At 41.0% G+C, this 18064-nt stretch carries 16 protein-coding genes; 14 read left to right on the top strand and 2 right to left on the bottom strand.

Going from position 1 to position 18064, the window contains the following annotated elements:
- Nucleotides 1-85: 85 nt before the first annotated feature.
- The 5 genes from L8T27_RS17120 to L8T27_RS17100 all read left to right on the top strand — a co-directional run bounded on the left by L8T27_RS17120 (nucleotide 86) and on the right by L8T27_RS17100 (nucleotide 4212).
- Complete coding sequence (locus tag L8T27_RS17120) at nucleotides 86-748, top strand: amino acid ABC transporter permease (RefSeq protein WP_233315715.1); 663 nt, start codon at nucleotides 86-88, stop codon at nucleotides 746-748.
- Nucleotides 735-1457 carry an amino acid ABC transporter ATP-binding protein gene (locus tag L8T27_RS17115; RefSeq protein WP_233315714.1) on the top strand — a complete coding sequence of 241 codons (723 nt, stop codon included), beginning with the start codon at nucleotides 735-737 and terminating at the stop codon, nucleotides 1455-1457. The genes L8T27_RS17120 and L8T27_RS17115 overlap by 14 nt, the downstream gene beginning before the upstream one ends.
- Before the next feature lie 14 nt (nucleotides 1458-1471).
- A complete protein-coding gene (locus tag L8T27_RS17110; protein ID WP_237941945.1) occupies nucleotides 1472-2317 on the top strand; it encodes a PfkB family carbohydrate kinase in 846 nt (281 codons plus the stop codon).
- 22 nt (nucleotides 2318-2339) lie between these two features.
- Complete coding sequence (locus L8T27_RS17105; RefSeq protein WP_237941944.1) at nucleotides 2340-3176, top strand: sugar phosphate isomerase/epimerase family protein; 837 nt, start codon at nucleotides 2340-2342, stop codon at nucleotides 3174-3176.
- A gap of 67 nt (nucleotides 3177-3243) precedes the next feature.
- Nucleotides 3244-4212, top strand: a complete 969-nt coding sequence (locus L8T27_RS17100) for an SIS domain-containing protein (protein WP_233315711.1) — start codon at nucleotides 3244-3246, stop codon at nucleotides 4210-4212.
- Nucleotides 4213-4253: 41 nt separating this feature from the next.
- Here the strand turns inward: L8T27_RS17100 and L8T27_RS17095 are convergent, their stop codons facing one another.
- Nucleotides 4254-4988 carry a GntR family transcriptional regulator gene (locus tag L8T27_RS17095; RefSeq protein ID WP_237941943.1) on the bottom strand — a complete coding sequence of 245 codons (735 nt, stop codon included), beginning with the start codon at nucleotides 4986-4988 and terminating at the stop codon, nucleotides 4254-4256.
- Between the two features lie 244 nt (nucleotides 4989-5232).
- Here L8T27_RS17095 and L8T27_RS17090 point away from each other — a divergent pair, with 244 nt between their 5' ends.
- The 9 genes from L8T27_RS17090 (at nucleotide 5233) to L8T27_RS17050 (ending at nucleotide 16258) form a co-directional block, all read left to right on the top strand.
- A complete protein-coding gene (locus tag L8T27_RS17090; RefSeq protein ID WP_233315709.1) occupies nucleotides 5233-5964 on the top strand; it encodes a ZIP family metal transporter in 732 nt (243 codons plus the stop codon).
- Nucleotides 5965-6049: 85 nt separating this feature from the next.
- Nucleotides 6050-6901 (top strand): NAD(P)-dependent oxidoreductase, encoded by an 852-nt coding sequence (locus L8T27_RS17085; RefSeq protein WP_237941942.1) that lies wholly within the window; start codon nucleotides 6050-6052, stop codon nucleotides 6899-6901.
- 158 nt (nucleotides 6902-7059) lie between these two features.
- Nucleotides 7060-7863, top strand: a complete 804-nt coding sequence (locus L8T27_RS17080; protein ID WP_233315707.1) for a MurR/RpiR family transcriptional regulator — start codon at nucleotides 7060-7062, stop codon at nucleotides 7861-7863.
- Between the two features lie 148 nt (nucleotides 7864-8011).
- The gene (locus L8T27_RS17075) at nucleotides 8012-8455 is read left to right on the top strand and encodes a VanZ family protein (RefSeq protein WP_233315706.1); all 444 of its coding nucleotides are present in this window, start codon (nucleotides 8012-8014) and stop codon (nucleotides 8453-8455) included.
- Between the two features lie 250 nt (nucleotides 8456-8705).
- Nucleotides 8706-10913 carry a GAP1-M domain-containing protein gene (locus tag L8T27_RS17070; protein ID WP_237941940.1) on the top strand — a complete coding sequence of 736 codons (2208 nt, stop codon included), beginning with the start codon at nucleotides 8706-8708 and terminating at the stop codon, nucleotides 10911-10913.
- A gap of 139 nt (nucleotides 10914-11052) precedes the next feature.
- Nucleotides 11053-12663, top strand: coding sequence for a gamma-glutamyltransferase family protein (locus tag L8T27_RS17065; RefSeq protein ID WP_237941939.1), 1611 nt, complete (start codon nucleotides 11053-11055; stop codon nucleotides 12661-12663).
- 114 nt (nucleotides 12664-12777) lie between these two features.
- Nucleotides 12778-13698 carry an LCP family glycopolymer transferase gene (locus L8T27_RS17060; protein WP_233315703.1) on the top strand — a complete coding sequence of 307 codons (921 nt, stop codon included), beginning with the start codon at nucleotides 12778-12780 and terminating at the stop codon, nucleotides 13696-13698.
- 366 nt (nucleotides 13699-14064) lie between these two features.
- Entirely contained in the window at nucleotides 14065-15495 is a 1431-nt protein-coding gene (locus tag L8T27_RS17055) for an NAD-dependent succinate-semialdehyde dehydrogenase (protein ID WP_396953782.1), read from the top strand.
- A gap of 136 nt (nucleotides 15496-15631) precedes the next feature.
- Complete coding sequence (locus L8T27_RS17050) at nucleotides 15632-16258, top strand: cysteine hydrolase family protein (RefSeq protein ID WP_233315701.1); 627 nt, start codon at nucleotides 15632-15634, stop codon at nucleotides 16256-16258.
- 90 nt (nucleotides 16259-16348) lie between these two features.
- On the opposite strand, the gene L8T27_RS17045 is transcribed toward L8T27_RS17050, so the two are convergent.
- A complete protein-coding gene (locus tag L8T27_RS17045; protein ID WP_237941937.1) occupies nucleotides 16349-18049 on the bottom strand; it encodes a methyl-accepting chemotaxis protein in 1701 nt (566 codons plus the stop codon).
- Nucleotides 18050-18064: the final 15 nt, after the last annotated feature.

The raw sequence follows: 18064 nt of genomic DNA, 5'->3' as shown, positions 1-18064 counted from the left end.
TGGCTGGCAGCTTCCCCTTATTGGGCTGTGAGCTGCCTTCTCTAAATATTGTATGTGAGACAGTTTTAGGATAAGGGGTGACACAATGAACTTTTCATTTTTCGGGGATTACTATCAGTTCTTTTTAACTGGGGCATACATCACTATTATCCTGGCTGTCATTGCCGTGATATTGGGAAGCATCTTTGGAGTTGGTCTGACACTGCTAAGGCGGTCAAGATTTACTGTTTTAAGGTGGATTGGCGATATATATGTCGAGTTTATCAGGGGTACACCGCTGCTTGCACAAATTTACATCATTTACATAGGGGTGCCGCTGTTGTTCGTCGGCTATGACATTCCTGATCTGGCAGTAGGCGCCATTGCTTTATCACTTAATGCAGCAGCATATATTTCAGAAACTATTCGCTCCGGAATTGATGCAGTAAACATTGGGCAAATGGAGGCAGCAAGAAGCCTTGGTATGAGTCAGAGACAAGCAATGTTTGACATCATTCTTCCACAAGCATTCAAGAATATTTTGCCAGCACTTGGAAATCAGTTTATCGGCAGCATTAAGGACTCGTCTATCGTGTCTATTATCGGTGTTGCAGAGCTAATGTACAAAACTACGATTGTCAGAGGAAATACGGCATTAGGATTAGAGCCAATCATCATTGCCTCTATTGGCTATTTAATCATGACTTTTACATTGTCGAGACTGTTGGCAGTGGTTGAAAGGAGACTGAAAACAAGTGATAGGCGTTAAAAACTTGCATAAAAGCTATGGGAAAAGTGAAGTGCTCAAAGGCATTGATGTAACCATCCAAAAGGGGGAGGTTGTCGTCATTATCGGTCCTTCCGGTTCTGGAAAAAGCACGTTACTGCGCTGTTTAAATCTTCTTGAAATACCGACAAGCGGTCATATTTATGTGAATGAGCAGGACATCACATCGAAGGATACCAATATTGATAAAGTCAGGGAGAAGATGGGGATGGTCTTTCAGCAATTCAATCTTTTCCCTCATAAAACCGTTTGTCAAAACATCTGCCATGCACCTGTCCGTGTAAAGGGATTGAAGACAGGAGCGGCAAAGGACTTGGCAATCGGACTGTTAAAAAAAGTTGGACTTTTGGAGAAAATGGATGTTTACCCATCCTCTCTTTCAGGCGGGCAGCAGCAACGGATTGCCATTGCCCGGGCTTTGGCGATGCAGCCGGAAGTGATGCTGTTTGATGAGCCGACATCAGCACTTGATCCAGAGATGGTCGGAGAGGTTCTTGCCGTCATGAAGGATCTTGCAAAGGAAGGAATGACAATGGTTGTTGTAACACATGAAATGGGCTTTGCCAAAGAGGTCGGAGACAGGATTTTATTTATCGATCAAGGAAAAATCCTTGAGGAAAATAACCCGCAAGATTTCTTTGCGAAGCCTGAGCATCCAAGAACCATCGATTTTCTATCAAAAGTTCTTTAAATGAGGTGGGATTTATGCTGAAAGTAATCGGAATAGGCGATAATGTCGTCGATAAATATGAACATACTCAAACGATGTATCCCGGGGGCAACGCGCTCAACTTTGCCGTATATGCACAGCGGTTTGGCGCAGCAGCAGCCTTCTTAGGAGCTTTTGGAACAGATAAAGAAGCAGACCATGTTCAAGCAAGCATTAAGGAAATTGGATTAGATGTTTCCCGAAGCAAAGTGTATGAAGGGGAAAATGGCTGTGCCAGAGTAACGCTAGTGGATGGAGACAGGGTGTTTATTGGCAGCAATCGCTGCGGCGTTCTCCGGGAATACGGCTTGAACCTGACAGACGAAGATTATCGTTATATAAGCACATTTGATTTAGTGCATACAGGGCTTTACGGTTTCGCAGAAAAGGAATTATCGAAAATAAAAGCACTGGGAGTGCCAATCGGCTTTGATTTTTCGTCTGATTTCACCAAAGAACAGGTCAATCAGATTGCACCCCAAATAGATTTTGCCTATTATTCCTGCAGTCATATGAAATTAGACCATATTTTAAACTTAATGACCAAAACAATCGATTTAGGATGCGAGCTTGTATTATGCACACTGGGTGAAAAGGGAGCTTTGCTTTTTGATGGAGCAAGATTTTATATGCAGGAGCCAAAGCTTGTAAAAGCTGTCGATACGATGGGGGCAGGAGATTCATTTATCACCTCCTTCATTATCCATTATTTAAATGGAAAAGGGCAGGAAGGCAGGGATGCTGCGATTAAGAAAAGCTTGCATACAGCCGCTGATTTCGCTTCAAACCAATGCTTAGTAGACGGCTCCTTCGGATACGGCAAGGTATATGAAACGGTATAACTATACAAGGAGGGTATAAAGGATGTCTTTTATAAGAAGAGACCAAGTAGCAGGTATGAATATTCATTATATGCGTTACTCGCTCGACTCCTTTTTGGATGCACAAGTTGCAGCAGGAATCCAATCTATCGAATTCTGGACGGGAGTTCCCCATTATTATTTAGATCCGACGGTCTATTCTGACTGCAAGGTTCTTAAGAAAAAGCTAGTAGAAAGAGGCTTGCAGCTCGTCTGTTTCACTCCGGAAAACTGTATGTACCAATACCAGTTCGCGGCAACAAAGCCGGAAATCTTTGAAAAAAGCTTTGAATATTTCTCTAATGGCATTAAAGCAGCTGCTGAGCTGGGCTGTGAAATCATGCAGTGCAATTCAGGCTGGGGCTATCTTGATGAAGATCGAGAGGAAGCGTGGAAGCGATCCAGTGAAATGCTGTCCAGACTCACTGCAACGGCTGAAAGGGAAGGTATCACTTTGGCGCTCGAAAGCTTGCGGCCAGAAGAATCCAATCTTGTTATTACGGTGAATGATGCGAAAAGAATGTTTGATGAAATTAATCATCCACATATGAAGATTCTGGTAGACACAACTGCAATGGGTGTTGCAGGGGAAACATTGCAAGACTGGTTCGATGTCTTTGGGGCGAACATCATCCATACTCATTTTGTTGACGGCAATCCTTATGGCCATTTGATTTGGGGAGATGGTCATCATAACCTCGGCGAATTTCTGGCCACGCTGAAGCAAAACGGCTATACAGGCTATTTAGGCCAAGAAATTACTGACTCCAGATATTTCACAAATCCTGGTGAACATGACAAGCGCAATATGAAGGCATTTGAACCTTATTTCAGCAATTGAAAAATGGGAATTCGGCAGCATTGCTGCCTGTCACAATATATATCAAAACTTTAGGAGGAATGAAAAAATGGAATTGAATAGAATTATCTCAGCTATTAAGGAACAACAACCCGAAATTAAAAGTGTATTCTTCGTTGGGTGCGGTGCATCCAAAGCGGAGCTGTATCCGGCCAAATACTTTTTAGAAGGAAATGCAAGACAGCTTAGAACAAGTCTTTATACTGCGAATGAATTTAACTTTGCTACACCTGTTTCGGTTGATGACACAAGCATTGTTATCACATGCTCACTAGGAGGAGCTACTCCGGAAACAGTCGAAGCAACTTCTCTTGCTAAGGAAAGAGGAGCACATGTCATTGCCGTTACACATGTGGAAGATTCAGCTATTACATCAGATGCTGAATATGTTGTGTACCATGGCTTTCATGAGAGCTATGCAGCTAAAATGGAGAAAATGACAAAAGTATTAGGTTTGGCAACAGAAATATTGAATCAATTTGAAGGATATGAGCATTACGAAAAAATGCTCGATGGCTTTGATAAAATTTATGGCTTGATAAACAATGCAGTAGCTTCTGTTGTTCCACAAGCTAGAAATTTTGCTGATGCGTATAAGGATGATGAAGTCATCTATGTAATGAGCAGCGGTGCCACACATGAGGTAGCTTATTCCTTCTCGATTTGCTTGCTGATGGAAATGCAATGGATTAATTCAGGCACATTCCATGACGGAGAGTTCTTCCACGGCCCATTCGAAGTGGTGGATAAAGACGTGCCATTCCTTTTGCTGATGAATGACGGCAGAACAAGAAGCATGGATGCGAGAGCATTAGAATTCCTCCAGCGCTTTGATGCAAAAACAACGGTTGTGGATGCGAAAGACTTTGGCCTTGGCTCCGCAATTTCAAGCGAAGTAGTCGACTACTTTAATCCAATGTTGATTTCTGGAGTCATCCGAGTTTATGCAGAGCAGCTGGCAATCGTCCGCAATCATCCTCTTACAAAAAGAAGATATATGTGGAAATTGGAATATTAATAGGAAGAAACAAACTAAGGCTGGCATCAAGAGATGCCAGCCTATTGTTGGTCAAAGGGGCTTGAAATCGTAAAGCTGACATGATTTGTGTGATAGTAAAGAATAGACATATAAATAGCCACCTGTTCATCATTATACGCAATCTTCTCTAGTTCATATAAAGGATCACTTATACCGCAGCTTAAAGCCTCAGCTTCTTCAAAACTCGCAAAGACTACATTCAGAATCTTATTGTTACGGGCAGGAGCAACATCATATTTATCCCTTAAAATGCCGTGCATGGAAACATCCTCTGAAATATGCTGATCCAAATCAGGAAACAGATCGAGAGAATAAGTCGAAATTTCATAAGACAGAGGTTCCTTATCACGGTACAGAATTCTTCTCAGCTCCAGCACATTACAGCCGATTGGAATATTCAGCTTCTCAGAAATATCTTTTGATGCCTCTTTAATCGTATAAGAAAGCAGCTTGTAATGCGGTGTATTTCCCGATGACACCATATATTCTGAATAGCCATTCACAGAAACAAGCTCTCTCTTCAGCTTTGGCCGCTTCACAAAAGTCCCCTTGCCTTGCTGCCTCACAAGCAGACCTTCCTCAACCAAATCCAGCACTGCTTTACGGACAGTAATTCTGCTGACATTATAAGCCTCACAAAGCTCCGTTTCTGTCGGCAACTTTTCACCTTGCAAATATACCCCGCGATTAATGTTCTCCGTTATGGCCTGCTTCAACTGTAAATAGAGCGGGATAGAACTGTCGCTGTTTAGCATCGAGTTGTCCTCCTTTCATAAGTTATTTTAAAAATATTATAGCAGATTCGAGGGAGGGGCAGTGTGGTTAGTGTTTGATGAGAGAATATAGAAGCTTTTTCCTAATTAATGATGTTAAGATAACCACAAATTTACTATATGGAGCAAATTTCCATTGTTGTAGTTCTGCCAAACCAACCACTGGTTTTAATAGAACAAAAAAAGAGAAAGATATAAAAAGACATAAGAATAAGGAGGGTTACGCATGTGGTCTGCAGCGATGTGGGGTGGTATTTCTGGCTCGGCTGTTTTATTAGGTGCTTTAGCTGCACTATTACTGCCGATTAAAAAGAGGATAATAGGCTTTATAATGGCATTCGGTACAGGAGTGTTAATTGGTGCTTCTACATATGAGCTCCTTGGTGATGCGGTGGAAAGCGGAGGTTTGCTGCCGACAGGTATAGGATTTTTGGCTGGGGCAGTTGTCTTTTTTGTATTGGATTTGCTTGTATCGCGAAATGGTGCGAAGGACAGGAAAAGGTCTTCTGGTGACAAAGAGGGCAATCAATCAGGGCTGGCGATTTTTATTGGGACAGTTATGGATGCGATTCCTGAGTCGATTATGATTGGGGCCAGTTTAATAGGACAAAACAGTGTGAGTGCTTTGCTTGTGATCGCCATCTTTATCAGCAATATTCCAGAAGGACTTTCTAGTACAACTGGGCTGCTGAAAAGCAACTATTCTAAAAAGAAGATTCTCGTACTGTGGATCAGTGTGCTAGTAATCTCAACAGCGAGCTCCTTCTGCGGCTATGTTTTCCTTGATCATGCTTCAGAAGAATTAATGGCTGGAATAGGTGCGTTTGCCGGCGGGGGAATTATTGCCATGGTAGGCTCGACGATGATGCCAGAAGCATATGAAGAAGGTGGATCTGTTACAGGATTAATTACTGCCTTAGGGCTGCTGACTTCTCTCATTCTTGATTATTTTTCATGATTATCGCTTATCGCAACCCAGTCACTGCTAATGGATATTATGGTAAAATATAAGAAAAATAATCCACAAGGATGGTGCTTTAATAATGCAGTTAGGATGGATCGGTTTAGGAAATATGGGTGTGCCAATCTCCTTAAATCTGTTGAAGGCAGGTTACAGTGTGACAGTTTTTAACAGAACAGCATCAAAGGCAAGTGAGCTGATTGAAGCTGGAGCAATACAAGCACAATCCCTTGAAGAGCTTGTGCAAAGCAGTGATGTTATTTTCACGATGGTTTCTGATGATGAAGCAGTTAAGGATTTATATTTTTCAAAAGGACTGCTGGATTCAGCAAAGAAGGGACAGGTTTTCATTGATATGAGCACGGTCGCACCATCTACGTCGCAGCAGGTCTATGCAGCGGCGAAGGAGAAGGGAATCGGCTTTGTAGATGCTCCTGTGTCTGGAAGTGTTGCTCCTGCAAAGGAAGGCAAATTGCTTGTGCTTGCAGGTGGCGAAGAGGAAACTTTTAACTCGGTGAAGGAATTGTTTGAGCCGATGTGCAAAATGTCCATTTACTTAGGAGAAAGCGGATCTGGCAGCAATGCGAAGCTTGCAATCAACCTGCTTCTTGGCATTACTGTGCAAGGAATTGCTGAATCTGTACTGTTTGCCGAAAAACAAGGAATTCAAATAGAAGACATGCTCACAATCATTAATGAGAGTGCAGTAGGAACGGCGATTTCTAAAATGAAAACACCAGCCATTCTAAAGGATGAGTATCCGGCTGCCTTTGCATTGAAGCATATGGCAAAGGATTTGCGTCTTGCTAAGGAAACAGGAGAATTAAATGCGATTGGAAATTCTGCCTATCATACATACAAGGATGCCCTTGATGGCGAGCTTGGAGAGATGGATGTTATGGCAGTGATTAAAGAGCTCCGCAGTAAAAAGTAAGAGAAATATACATAGAAAACTGCTCTATTAAATAGAGTGGTTTTTTTTGTATGTATCAAAAGACTTGCTTTTTCATTCTTATGAAATCAAAATAAAACTAGGAAAGATGGCAGGGTTTTCATTTTAGCTGTACAACTATGAAGCAAGTGGTGATAAAGATGAAGGATATTATATTTAGATTGTTGGACTTTATTAATAATCATAAAACGAGGGATACGAATTATTTCATTGCATTGAAATTGCTAGGCGATGTTTATAAGATTCCAGATATGAATATAAGTGCATTGGCAGATTCCTGCTTTACTTCACCTGCTGCTGTTACGAGGTTTTGCCGCAGGATTGGCTACAAGAACTTTCAGGAATTTAAGGATTATGCCAAAATAAGTGTGATGGATGCGTCACCAGCTTTCCAGTCGCAGAAAGTGGATAATCCAGAGCAGATTGGCGAAGTCCTGCAAAAAGTGCTTTATGAAAAGATTGTCGGCTGGCTGAAGGCATCAGAGAATATTATTGATGTCGAAAAGGTGCAGGGCATTATGGAATGCATTCACCATGCTAATAAGGTTTCTTTTTATGGCACACAGCTGTCTCAAGCAATGGCACAGGATTTTCAATTCAGGCTTGTAAGATTAGGAAAATTTGTAAGCGCTTATTCAGATGTGCAGGAACAAAAGACAGATATGGACGACTTAGATGAAAATTCCGTTGCGATTGTTGCAAGTCCGTCGGGAAGATTTGTTAAAGGCAATGAGGAATTAATGACAAAGCTGACAAAAACGAAGGCGAAAATCATCCTAATAACACATAATCAGGATGAAGACCTTTTAGAAAATGCTGATATTGTTTATTATTTAAATGGTGACACTCATGACAAAACAGGATTTTCCTCAGAAAGATTTTCGCTAATGTACTTTTTTGATTTTGCCATCGCTTACTATCAGCAGCTTTTCTATAAACAATAAGCTGTTAACAATCCGATAATTCATAAAAATAGGAGTCATGCCTTTATTTTAAAAGGCAGGCTCTTTTTTGGGATTATTTTATGGAAATTTTGGAAAATGTGTTATGATAAGCAAAACTCAAAATTGAAAGAGCAAGGAAGATGATTAGGTGGTCAAATTAAATAAAAGGAACAAAAGGCTGATGCTGCTTGCTTCCATCTGTTTTATTTTTATCATGACAATGTTTCCAAATCGTTATTTAGGTATCGGAATTGAACCAGGCGGGCATAACTTTGTTCCGTTTTTGATGATAAAGGAAATGTTTGTTGAGCGGTCCGTTTTTACTTTCATCGTTAACAACATTGGCAATATCGCCTTGTTTATGCCATTCGGCTTTTTTCTGCCGCTTGCTTTACCGAGATTTAACCAATTTATCTTATGTACGGCAGTTGGCTGCTGCTTATCGGCAGCGATTGAATCCATCCAATGGTTTATGGAATACAGATGGAGCGATGTGGATGATCTTATTTTAAACACGGTGGGCACAATGGCCGGTTTTGGTCTATATAAAGCAGTAAAAAAAGCAGCAGACAGTATTTCAATTTCTGTATAGGCAGGCACGTATTTACGTGTCTGCTTTTTTTATTTGCTGCAAATATAACGGCTCGTACAGTTTTCTTGCAAAACGTTCTATTATACTAGTAATAATCCGTTTACGGTAGTACTAATATAGTGTAATATTTGCATTATATGACAAATAAAAAACAACATTTGGCGGACGAGCTATATACGTCCAAAGCAAGCTTTAAAAAATATGTTTCTCTTTTATAATCGGCAATTTTCACAGAAGGGAGGGGCGCCATGTGGGCAATAACTTTATTCAGCAATACATATATATGAAGAGTAAAAAAGGGCTCGGGGAAGGAATAGACAGAGCCATATTCACTCCTGAGCTTGATGAGGACTTTATTGAAAAGTATCTTCAACCTCTTTCCAGTTCAGAGATACAGAAGGATAATAAGCATAAGGATAACTATCCTCCTTCTTTTCTGCTTATCCAGCCTGAAACAGGACAACTTGTCATCGGCCAACAGCTGCTTAATGCTCAGTCTAATATACTATCGGCGCATTATTTTATCATTCCTGGTGCGAGTAAGGATGAGTGGGTTAAAAATCCTGAAAAACTGTTTCATGCCCAGTTTGCAAATGGGACGGAAGTGGATGATGAGGAATCATTGGCAGAATTAGCGGATATTCCCTGCAAAAAGACGGAAAATATATATAGAAAAAAGCAGGAGCTGTTTTACAGCCTGAAAATCGATGAAAGCATCTTTAAAAAACTGTTGTTGGCTTGTTTAGCTGCAACAGAAAGCGGAAAAACCGTATATATATCCCTAGATGTACCTATTCTTGAGCATAGTAGGCATGCAATGACTTTATTAGAACTGCTGTACATACATTTGCCATATGCTGCGAGGGCAGTATTGGGGGCTGTATCGTTCAAGGAAGCTGCAGCAAAGCAAAAATATGTTCATTTGATGTTTGTGGAGCCAGGGAGCATTCGACTAAGAAATCATGTATTCGAAAATCAGTTTGTTTTTGATTTTACAACGAAAAGAATAAGTGGTGTGGATATGGAAGGACAAAAACATGAATACCTCGATTTTGCATATGATGCCCTGCAGACAGCTTCAAGACTGGATGATTTTTTCCTATTTGCAGAAAGGGCACTGAAAGGTTTAAAGCTGGCTGATCAACTGAATATCAGCTATTATAATCGATTATGTGCCATCTATTTGCTGGAGGAAACCGCTTATGATGGTTATGAACGGGATAAGCTAGGTATTTTGCAGCTTCTATTGGCATTGCTTCAAAAAAACCATAAAGAAAAACCAGAAATAATCGACATAACAGGGAAGATTCTGCACAGGGAAAGGCTCCAAAAAGACCCGGCGATTGCAAAAGAGTATATGAAGGCTGTGTTTGCGATCAACCAAATAACTCGTCAGGTCGAAGCGGTGGAGTTTACGGTAAGGACACTTGCTTATTTCAATGATGAGCAGCTTGCTCATGAGATTTGGACATTATTGCAGAAATACCCACTTTTATATAAGCAGGTTCTTCTCTTTATGGATGATATTAAAGGGTCCTATCAAGAGGTCCTATTTCTTCATGTAGACGATAAACTCAGTCAGCGCCACTCGCTTGAATTATTCCTAGCCAATTTGGCAGATCTTTTGCATGCGCATTCTTTCTTTATTGATGATAAGGAATTTGTTAAGCGTGTTAAAAAACGGTTCCTGCTTGAAGTGAAAAAAAGCAGCAAGCCCTTCTTTGTTGCAGAAGAATTATTTGTCTTTTTAACAGAACAGCACATACATCCTGACTTCATAGAGGTAGTAATGCCAGATATAAAGCTGGAGCTTTTGAAGCTGGCTCAATTGGAGCGCTTGCAGCTGGAGGATGTCCGCATTTTTGGAGTGCTGTTTCTTTCACCTCAAGGGCAAAGGGATGCTGCTCTTTACAAAAAGGGTGTGGAAGGGGAAATCTTTAGACTGCTCAGTGCGCTATATAAAGCATTTTTTGAGCAGATAGATCATATTTACAGCATAACAGAGCTTGTTGATGGTTATCTTGTAGATGATGCAAAGCAAGCTGGAAAAAATATGATGAAAGAAGCAGGTCTGTTTGAACCATATGAAAGACTTGTCCTTTTCTTCCAAAGACGTGACGGGAAGGTAGAACATGACAAGCTGTTTGCTTTTCTTGCTATTTATGGTACTGGTGTGCAGATGCTCGAGTATATTAGATGGTCATACAAGAAATATGGAATGCAGGATATTGGCTATGTTCGGGCACTCAAAGGCTATCTAGCCGGAGACCGTAATTCAATCTGGAAGGATAAAGACTATCAGCGTAAGTTAAAGGCAATAAGATCACAGTCTTTTAAGAAGCTTCTAAAGGAAGTAAAGAGGAAACGCTCAAGCAAGGTCTCGCTATTATTTGGCAAATACGGATTTTTGCTAGTTTTGATAGCTATCCTTGCCGCAGGCGGTTTTCTGTTAAAATGAGGCAGCAATTCATCAAGAATTGCTGCTTTTTTTAATTTGCTGTATAGCTAAATGATTTCTTATGTTAAAATAATAGAAAATTGTAAATTTTCATTATAAAAGGGTAACCCTGCCCAATACATACATAACAGGAGGCACTATGCTAAATCACGATCCGCTTTACAATCCATATCCATCAAAAAGAAACACCATTTATGCGAAGAAAGGAATGGTTGCAACATCCCAGCCCCTTGCTGCACAAGCAGGAATTGATATTCTAAAAAAAGGCGGGAATGCAGTAGATGCGGCAATAGCTACTGCAGCAGCCTTAACTGTCGTTGAACCTACTTCAAACGGCATTGGCGGGGACGCCTTTGCAATTGTTTGGATTAATAATAAGCTTCATGGCTTAAATGCCAGCGGCCCTGCTCCAAGTGCAATCTCGATTGATGCTGTGAAAGAGGCAGGTCATGAAAAGATGCCTAAGTATGGCTTAACTCCAGTAACGGTGCCTGGCGCACCTGCAGCTTGGGTTGAATTATCTAAGAAGTTCGGTAAGCTGCCATTAACAGAGGTGCTAAAACCGGCGATTGCTTATGCAGAAGAAGGCTATCCTGTATCGGCGACATTAGGCCACTTTTGGGAGAAAGCACATCAAGCATTTTCTAAAGCCTGTACAGATGATGTTTTTCAAAATTGGTTTGAAACCTTTGCCCCAAATGGCACACCCCCAAAAATCGGCGATATATGGAAGTCTGAGTATCACGGCAAAACACTGCGCGCTATCGCCGAGACGAATGGCGAGGCTTTCTACAAAGGGGAAATTGCTGATAAAATTGATGCATTTTCTAAAAAATACGGCGGCTATATTAGGAAGGAAGACTTGGCAGCTTATGCTCCTGAATGGGTCGACCCGATTTCTGTCCACTATAAAGGTTATGATGTTTGGGAAATACCACCTAACGGCCAAGGACTGATTGCCTTGATGGCGCTTAACACGCTGAAGGAGGATCAGTTCTCTGCAAAGGATGCAGTTGAAACATATCATCTTCAAATTGAAGCAATGAAGCTTGCTTTCACAGATGGTCTTAAATATATCACTGAGGAAGATAAAATGAGTGTTAAAACTGCAGAGCTTCTGTCTGATGAATATGCCAAGGCTAGACGCAGCCTTATTGGTGAAACGGCCATTGAGCCAATGCCAGGTAATCCGCCAAAAGGAGGAACAGTCTATTTAGCAGCAGCAGATGAAGAAGGCAATATGGTTTCCTTTATTCAAAGCAACTATATGGGATTTGGGTCTGGTGTAGTTGTGCCCGAAACAGGCATAGCCCTGCAGAACAGAGGCCATGGCTTCAGTCTTGATCCTGAGCATGATAATGCGCTCGTTCCTGGCAAAAAAACATATCATACAATTATTCCTGGATTTATCACAAAGGATAATGAAGCGGTCGGCCCATTTGGTGTAATGGGTGGCTTCATGCAGCCTCAAGGTCATCTGCAAGTAGCGATGAACTTGATTGACTTCTCTCTAAATCCGCAATCTGCATTGGATGCTCCACGCTGGCAGTGGGTGGAGAAAAAGGTCGTTCATATTGAGCCGTCCTTCCCTGAGCATATTGCTCACGCATTAGCAAGAAAAGGCCACGAAGTGCAATGGGCTCTTGATTCTGGTTCGTTCGGAAGAGGCCAGATTATTGTTCGTCAGAAAAACGGTGTTCTTGCAGGCGGAACAGAGTCGAGAACAGATGGCTGTGTAGCTTCTTGGTAAGGAAAAAGCTTCCTCTTATGGAAGCTTTTTTTATGTGAACCGCCTGTTTTTCATGTTCTTTTAATGTTTATTTGCTATTATCAAACATATTTTGACTAAGAAAGAGAGAATGATATGAAGAAAAAAATTCTGATAACAATCGGCTGTATCCTTGCCGTGCTTGTGTTAGGAATTGGCGGATATGCGGCTTATCTTTATCATTATGTGGAAAAAACGGCAGATAAGATGTACCAGCCAATCGATGATGAGGAGCAATCTGCGGCAAAGAAAAGGGAAGAAAATTTGTCCAACAGTAAGCCAATTTCGATTGCATTAATGGGTGTGGACGAAAGAGAAGGGGATGTAGGGCGCTCTGATACGCTTATGGTATTGACAGTCAACCCGCAAGCGAAAAAAATGCAGATAGTTAGCATCCCAAGGGACACAAAAACAGAAATTATCGGTGCAGATAAAACAACAAAAATCAATGCAGCTTATGCCTACGGCGGTGTGAAGATGGCTCTTGATACGGTAGAGAATTTCACTGGCATTGATATTGATTATTATGCACAAGTAAATATGGAAGCTTTAAGTGATCTTGTTGATGCAGTCGGTGGAATTACAGTCAATAATGAACTGGACTGGATTGATGAAGGCTACTATAAAAAAGGTTATCATTATGCAGAAGGCAACATCCAATTGGATGGTGCGAAGGCACTTGGATTTGTACGTATGCGCCATCTTGATCCAAACGGAGATTTCGGCAGAAATGAACGCCAGCGGAAGGTGCTGACAGCTATCATTGACAAGGCAGCAAGCATTTCTTCTGTCTCTAAGTTCGATGATATCTTAAATGTGCTTGGCAGCAATGTGAAAACAAACATGACTTTTGACGAAATGATGGATATTCAAAAGAACTATCGCAATGCAAGAAATAATATAGAACAGTATGAAGTTGCTGGAACAGGTGATACTTCCACTGGAACGTATTACTTGCTTGTTTCTGATGAGGAAAAGCAAAAGGTTCACGATATGCTTGCTGGTAACTTGGAATAAGAGCGGGAAACCGCTCTTTTTTTATACCTTCCAAGCATATTAATTTGAAGACTGAACTCCCCGTTAAAGGGCAATATAAGGCAGACTGAAGTATCATTGGTGTTATTATCCAATCCTGCTGTGAGCTTCTAGGCAGGGGATAGCCTGTGCAATCTGTTAAAATAGGGTTGTATCTTATAAAACACATAAACCGAATTTAATGAAAATACATGCATCGGGTAACAGTTTTTTGGATTTAAAACCTCATCGAGTTTTTAAGATGAAAAGAGGTGTGCTTTAAGGAACGTATATATGTGTACTTTAGCACAATGTTTTGGTAATCCAACAACTTAAATTGCCCGCATCCAAAAAGGAGGATTATATATGTTGTATATAAATGGAGAATGGTGTGAAGCGCTAGGCGGTGAAACATATCCTGTTCATAATCCGGCCACAGGAGAGCTGATTAAAGAAACAGCAAAAGGCGGAAAGGAAGATGCACAAATAGCTATTGGCGCTGCTAAAGAGGCGCTTAGTGCGTGGTCGAAGCTGACAGCAAAAGACAGGTATGTATATTTGAAAAAAGCGGCTGATTTACTTCGTGACCGTGTTGATTCATTAGCAAACACCATTACAACAGAGATGGGAAAACCTCTTGCAGAAAGCAGAGGAGAAGTGCAGCTTGCAGCAGAATACCTTGATTGGTATGCAGAGGAAGGAAAACGCATATATGGCGACACAGTTCCTTCCAGCTCTCCAACGAAGAGGATTCTTGTATTAAGGCAGCCAATTGGTGTCGTTGGCGCTATTACTCCTTGGAATTTTCCGATAGCGATGATACTAAGAAAGGTTGCCCCAGCTCTTGCAGCAGGCTGTACGGTAGTAATTAAACCGGCAGAGTCCACGCCGCTGACTGCCATTGAAGTCATGAAGGCTTTTCATGATGCTGGTTTGCCGAAAGGCGTATTAAATCTTGTTCACGGCATGCCAAAGGAAATTGGAGATGCGATGATGGAAAGCCCAGATGTTCGCAAGATAACATTTACTGGTTCAACTAAGGTAGGTAAAGAGCTTGCGAAGCGCGCGGCAGATACAATGAAAAAAATCTCGATGGAACTTGGCGGTCATGCTCCATTCCTTATCTTTGAAGATGCAGATTTGGAGAAAGCAGCAGACGGTGTGATTGCAAGTAAATTCCGCAATGCAGGCCAAACCTGTGTATGTACAAACCGTGTTTATGTACAGAAGAGCATCAGTGAAAAATTCGCTCAAATACTGACAGAGAAAATGACAGCACTGGTTGTTGGAAATGGGCTTGAGGACGGCATCACAATCGGGCCGCTCATCAATGAAAATGCGGTTAAAAAAACAGCTGAGCATGTTGAGGATTCTATCAAAAAAGGAGCGAAGCTGCTTACAGGCGGGAAAAAACCGGAAGGAGACCAATTCAAAAATGGTTTCTTCTATGAACCGACTATCCTAGCACATGCCACACATGATATGAAAATTGCTTCGGAAGAAACGTTTGGGCCGGTTGCTCCACTCTTTGATTTCGAAACAGAAGAGGAAGCAGTAGCATTAGCCAATAATACAGTCTATGGCCTTGCTGCTTATTTTTACACTAATGACGTTTCGCGAATCTTCCGCGTGTCTGAATCGTTGGAGTATGGCATCATTGGCATTAATGATCCGCTGCCAACAGTTGCACAAGCACCGTTTGGCGGCGTTAAGGAATCTGGTGTTGGCCGTGAAGGCGGTAAGTATGGAATTGAGGACTATTTAGAGTATAAATACTTGTCTCTTGAATTAAATATTTAAGTTTCAGGCTGATTACAAACAACTGCTTTAAGGTATTCACTCCTTCAAGCAGTTGTTTTTTTGTGGATACAGTTTAGCCTTTAACAAATACTAAGAAGGAGCAATGCTTAAATGACTTAGGAAAGGGTGAATATGGATGGGTGTAGAATGGAATCCAGCTCGAAGTGCACTTGTTATTGTCGATGTGCAAAACGACTACTGTCATAAAGAAGGAAGCTTGGCAAAGCAAGGCTTGGACGTCTCAATGGCGGAACAGATGATGCCAAATCTTCATAGAATGATACGTGCATGCAAGGAAAAGAACGTGCCGGTAATCTACATTCAGACAATTCATGAGGACAGTACAGACTCAAAGACTTGGGTAAAGCGATTAAAGGGTAAAAGCCAAACAGATCTTTGCCGCAAAGACACATGGGGTGCTGAATTCTTCCAATTAACTCCAGACGAAAAAGAGGATGTTATTGTGGTGAAGCATCGTTATAGTGCTTTTATCAACACAAGATTTGATTCTGTCCTCCGCGCCATGGAAATTGAAACATTGCTTATGGCAGGTGTCAGCACAAATATATGTGTGGAATCAACTGCCAGAGACGGCTTTATGCTTGATTATGATGTGCTTCTATTGTCTGATTGTACAGGCGCTTTCACCCGTGAAGCGTATGATATGTCATTAAAGACAATACACCAGTTTTTTGGTACTGTAACTAGCTCTGAAGAAATTCTGAAAAGCTTAGATGTAAAGGTGCCAGTAGGACAGGCGTAGTCTTTTTTGAAATGTTCAAGCATACAATAAAAATAAGCACGAAAAACCCACAAAGGAAATATCCTTTGTGGGTTAAAATAGTTTCAGATTTTAGATTTTGAATTGGTTCACAACTGTCATCAGTTCTTCAGCCATGCCAGCTAATACTTGAGCGGAAGCCTTGATTTCTTCCATTGAAGCTAATTGCTCCTCAGTCGATGAAGCAACTTCCTCTGTATTATTGCCATTTACTTTTGATAATGTGGCGATTTCATCAGCAGAGGCTGTTACTTCTTTTACATAAGAAGCGATGCGCTGAATCGTTTCTGCCACCGCGCTGATTTTAGGTGTAACCATTTTTGTGCTGTTCAAAATCTCACCAAATGTAGCAGCAGTTTCTGTTGAGATTTTCACACCATTTTCTGCTTGTGACTTCGCATCATTTAATAGTTCAACTGATTCAGCAGTATCCTTTTGAATGCCGCTCAACAGTCTGGAAATATCCTTTGCTGATACTTGTGATTGTTCTGCAAGCTTGCGCACTTCATCTGCAACAACAGCAAAGCCTTTGCCGTTCTCTCCGGCTCTGGCAGCTTCAATAGCCGCATTCAATGCAAGCAGGTTTGTCTGTTCAGCAATATTGCTGATAATATCAATGATCGAACCGATTTCCTTAGACCTTTCAGAAAGAGAAGCGATAACACTATTGGAACGATTAACAGACTGAAAGATGGATTCCATTTGAGCCAAGGAGCTGCTGATAGAATTTGACCCCTTTTCTGCATTGCTAGAAGCTGTTTTGGAAAGCTCTGAGACAACATTTGTATCCTTCTCAATTTTAAGAATGCCATTAAGGATGCCAGACAGAGAGCTGGAGTTATCGTTTGTTTTAGCAATTGTAATGTCTGTGCTGCTAGCAATCTGCTGAATGGAGGATGTGATGTTTTCCGCTGCCCGTGTTGACTGGTCGGCACTTGCATTCAGCTGTTCTGCACTTGAAGCAACATGGTCTGCATTGCTGGCAATTTTCGTAATCATGTCTTTTAAGCTGTCTTGCATTTGTGTAAATGATTCATTCAAGTGATAAATTTCATCTTTATTTTTAAGCAACAGCGGTTCTGTGTTTAAATCTCCGTCTGCGACTTGCTGCATTTTTCTTTGCAGCTTGCTGATTGGTTTTGTAATAAAGAGCGACTGGAACACACCTGCAGCAATAGCAATGACAGTTGCTGCAATGCTGACAATCAAGATGATAAGGGAACGGTTTTGCGCATCTTGTTGAGCTTCAGCTATTTTTGGTTCCATAATCTCGTTATTTAGCCATGTTATTAAGGAGGTGGTTCTGTCTAACATATTATTTGAAAGAGGTGTAATTGTTTCTAAGCCTTCAGCAATAGCTGCCTCTTTATTGGTGGACGGGCTTGACAGGCTGTTCATAACAGAGTTTGCATTTTGGAAGAATTCCTCATTCAATTTTTGGATTTCATCTAGTCTGTCTTTTGTTTCTTTAAGTGTTGCGAGCTTTTTGCCTTTTTCAACAAGATTTTTAATATTGCTGTTTGCTCCATTTAGCTGGCTTTTAAATTCTGGTGTTTCATAAAGCATAAAGCCTCTGTAGCTTGCTACTTGCTGTGCTGTATTAGTTTTGATTTCATCACTGATAGTGCGCAGCTCAGCAACAGTGTTAATAAGATATTCAAAAGAATCTTCTGTTTTTTTGGAGCTGCTGTAAGAGTAATAGGAAGCAATGGTAAAAATGAGGGAAATGATAATAAAGCTTCCGATAAGTTTTTGTTTAATGCTGATGTTCATTACCTGTCCTTCTCC

This window comes from Niallia sp. Man26 (assembly GCF_022049065.2).
Taxonomy (GTDB): Bacteria; Bacillota; Bacilli; order Bacillales; family Cytobacillaceae; genus Niallia.
The sequence above is the reverse complement of the archived record's forward strand: the minus strand, read 5'-3'. Positions and strand labels throughout refer to the sequence as shown.

Coding starts and splice junctions, on each gene's coding strand:
- L8T27_RS17045 (WP_237941937.1), bottom strand. CDS start 18,049: ATGAACATCAGCATTAAACAAAAACTTATCGGAAGCTTTATTATCATT.
- L8T27_RS17085 (WP_237941942.1), top strand. CDS start 6,050: ATGCAGTTAGGATGGATCGGTTTAGGAAATATGGGTGTGCCAATCTCC.
- L8T27_RS17100 (WP_233315711.1), top strand. CDS start 3,244: ATGGAATTGAATAGAATTATCTCAGCTATTAAGGAACAACAACCCGAA.
- L8T27_RS17060 (WP_233315703.1), top strand. CDS start 12,778: ATGAAGAAAAAAATTCTGATAACAATCGGCTGTATCCTTGCCGTGCTT.
- L8T27_RS17065 (WP_237941939.1), top strand. CDS start 11,053: ATGCTAAATCACGATCCGCTTTACAATCCATATCCATCAAAAAGAAAC.
- L8T27_RS17120 (WP_233315715.1), top strand. CDS start 86: ATGAACTTTTCATTTTTCGGGGATTACTATCAGTTCTTTTTAACTGGG.
- L8T27_RS17105 (WP_237941944.1), top strand. CDS start 2,340: ATGTCTTTTATAAGAAGAGACCAAGTAGCAGGTATGAATATTCATTAT.
- L8T27_RS17095 (WP_237941943.1), bottom strand. CDS start 4,988: ATGCTAAACAGCGACAGTTCTATCCCGCTCTATTTACAGTTGAAGCAG.
- L8T27_RS17110 (WP_237941945.1), top strand. CDS start 1,472: ATGCTGAAAGTAATCGGAATAGGCGATAATGTCGTCGATAAATATGAA.
- L8T27_RS17050 (WP_233315701.1), top strand. CDS start 15,632: ATGGGTGTAGAATGGAATCCAGCTCGAAGTGCACTTGTTATTGTCGAT.
- L8T27_RS17090 (WP_233315709.1), top strand. CDS start 5,233: ATGTGGTCTGCAGCGATGTGGGGTGGTATTTCTGGCTCGGCTGTTTTA.
- L8T27_RS17080 (WP_233315707.1), top strand. CDS start 7,060: ATGAAGGATATTATATTTAGATTGTTGGACTTTATTAATAATCATAAA.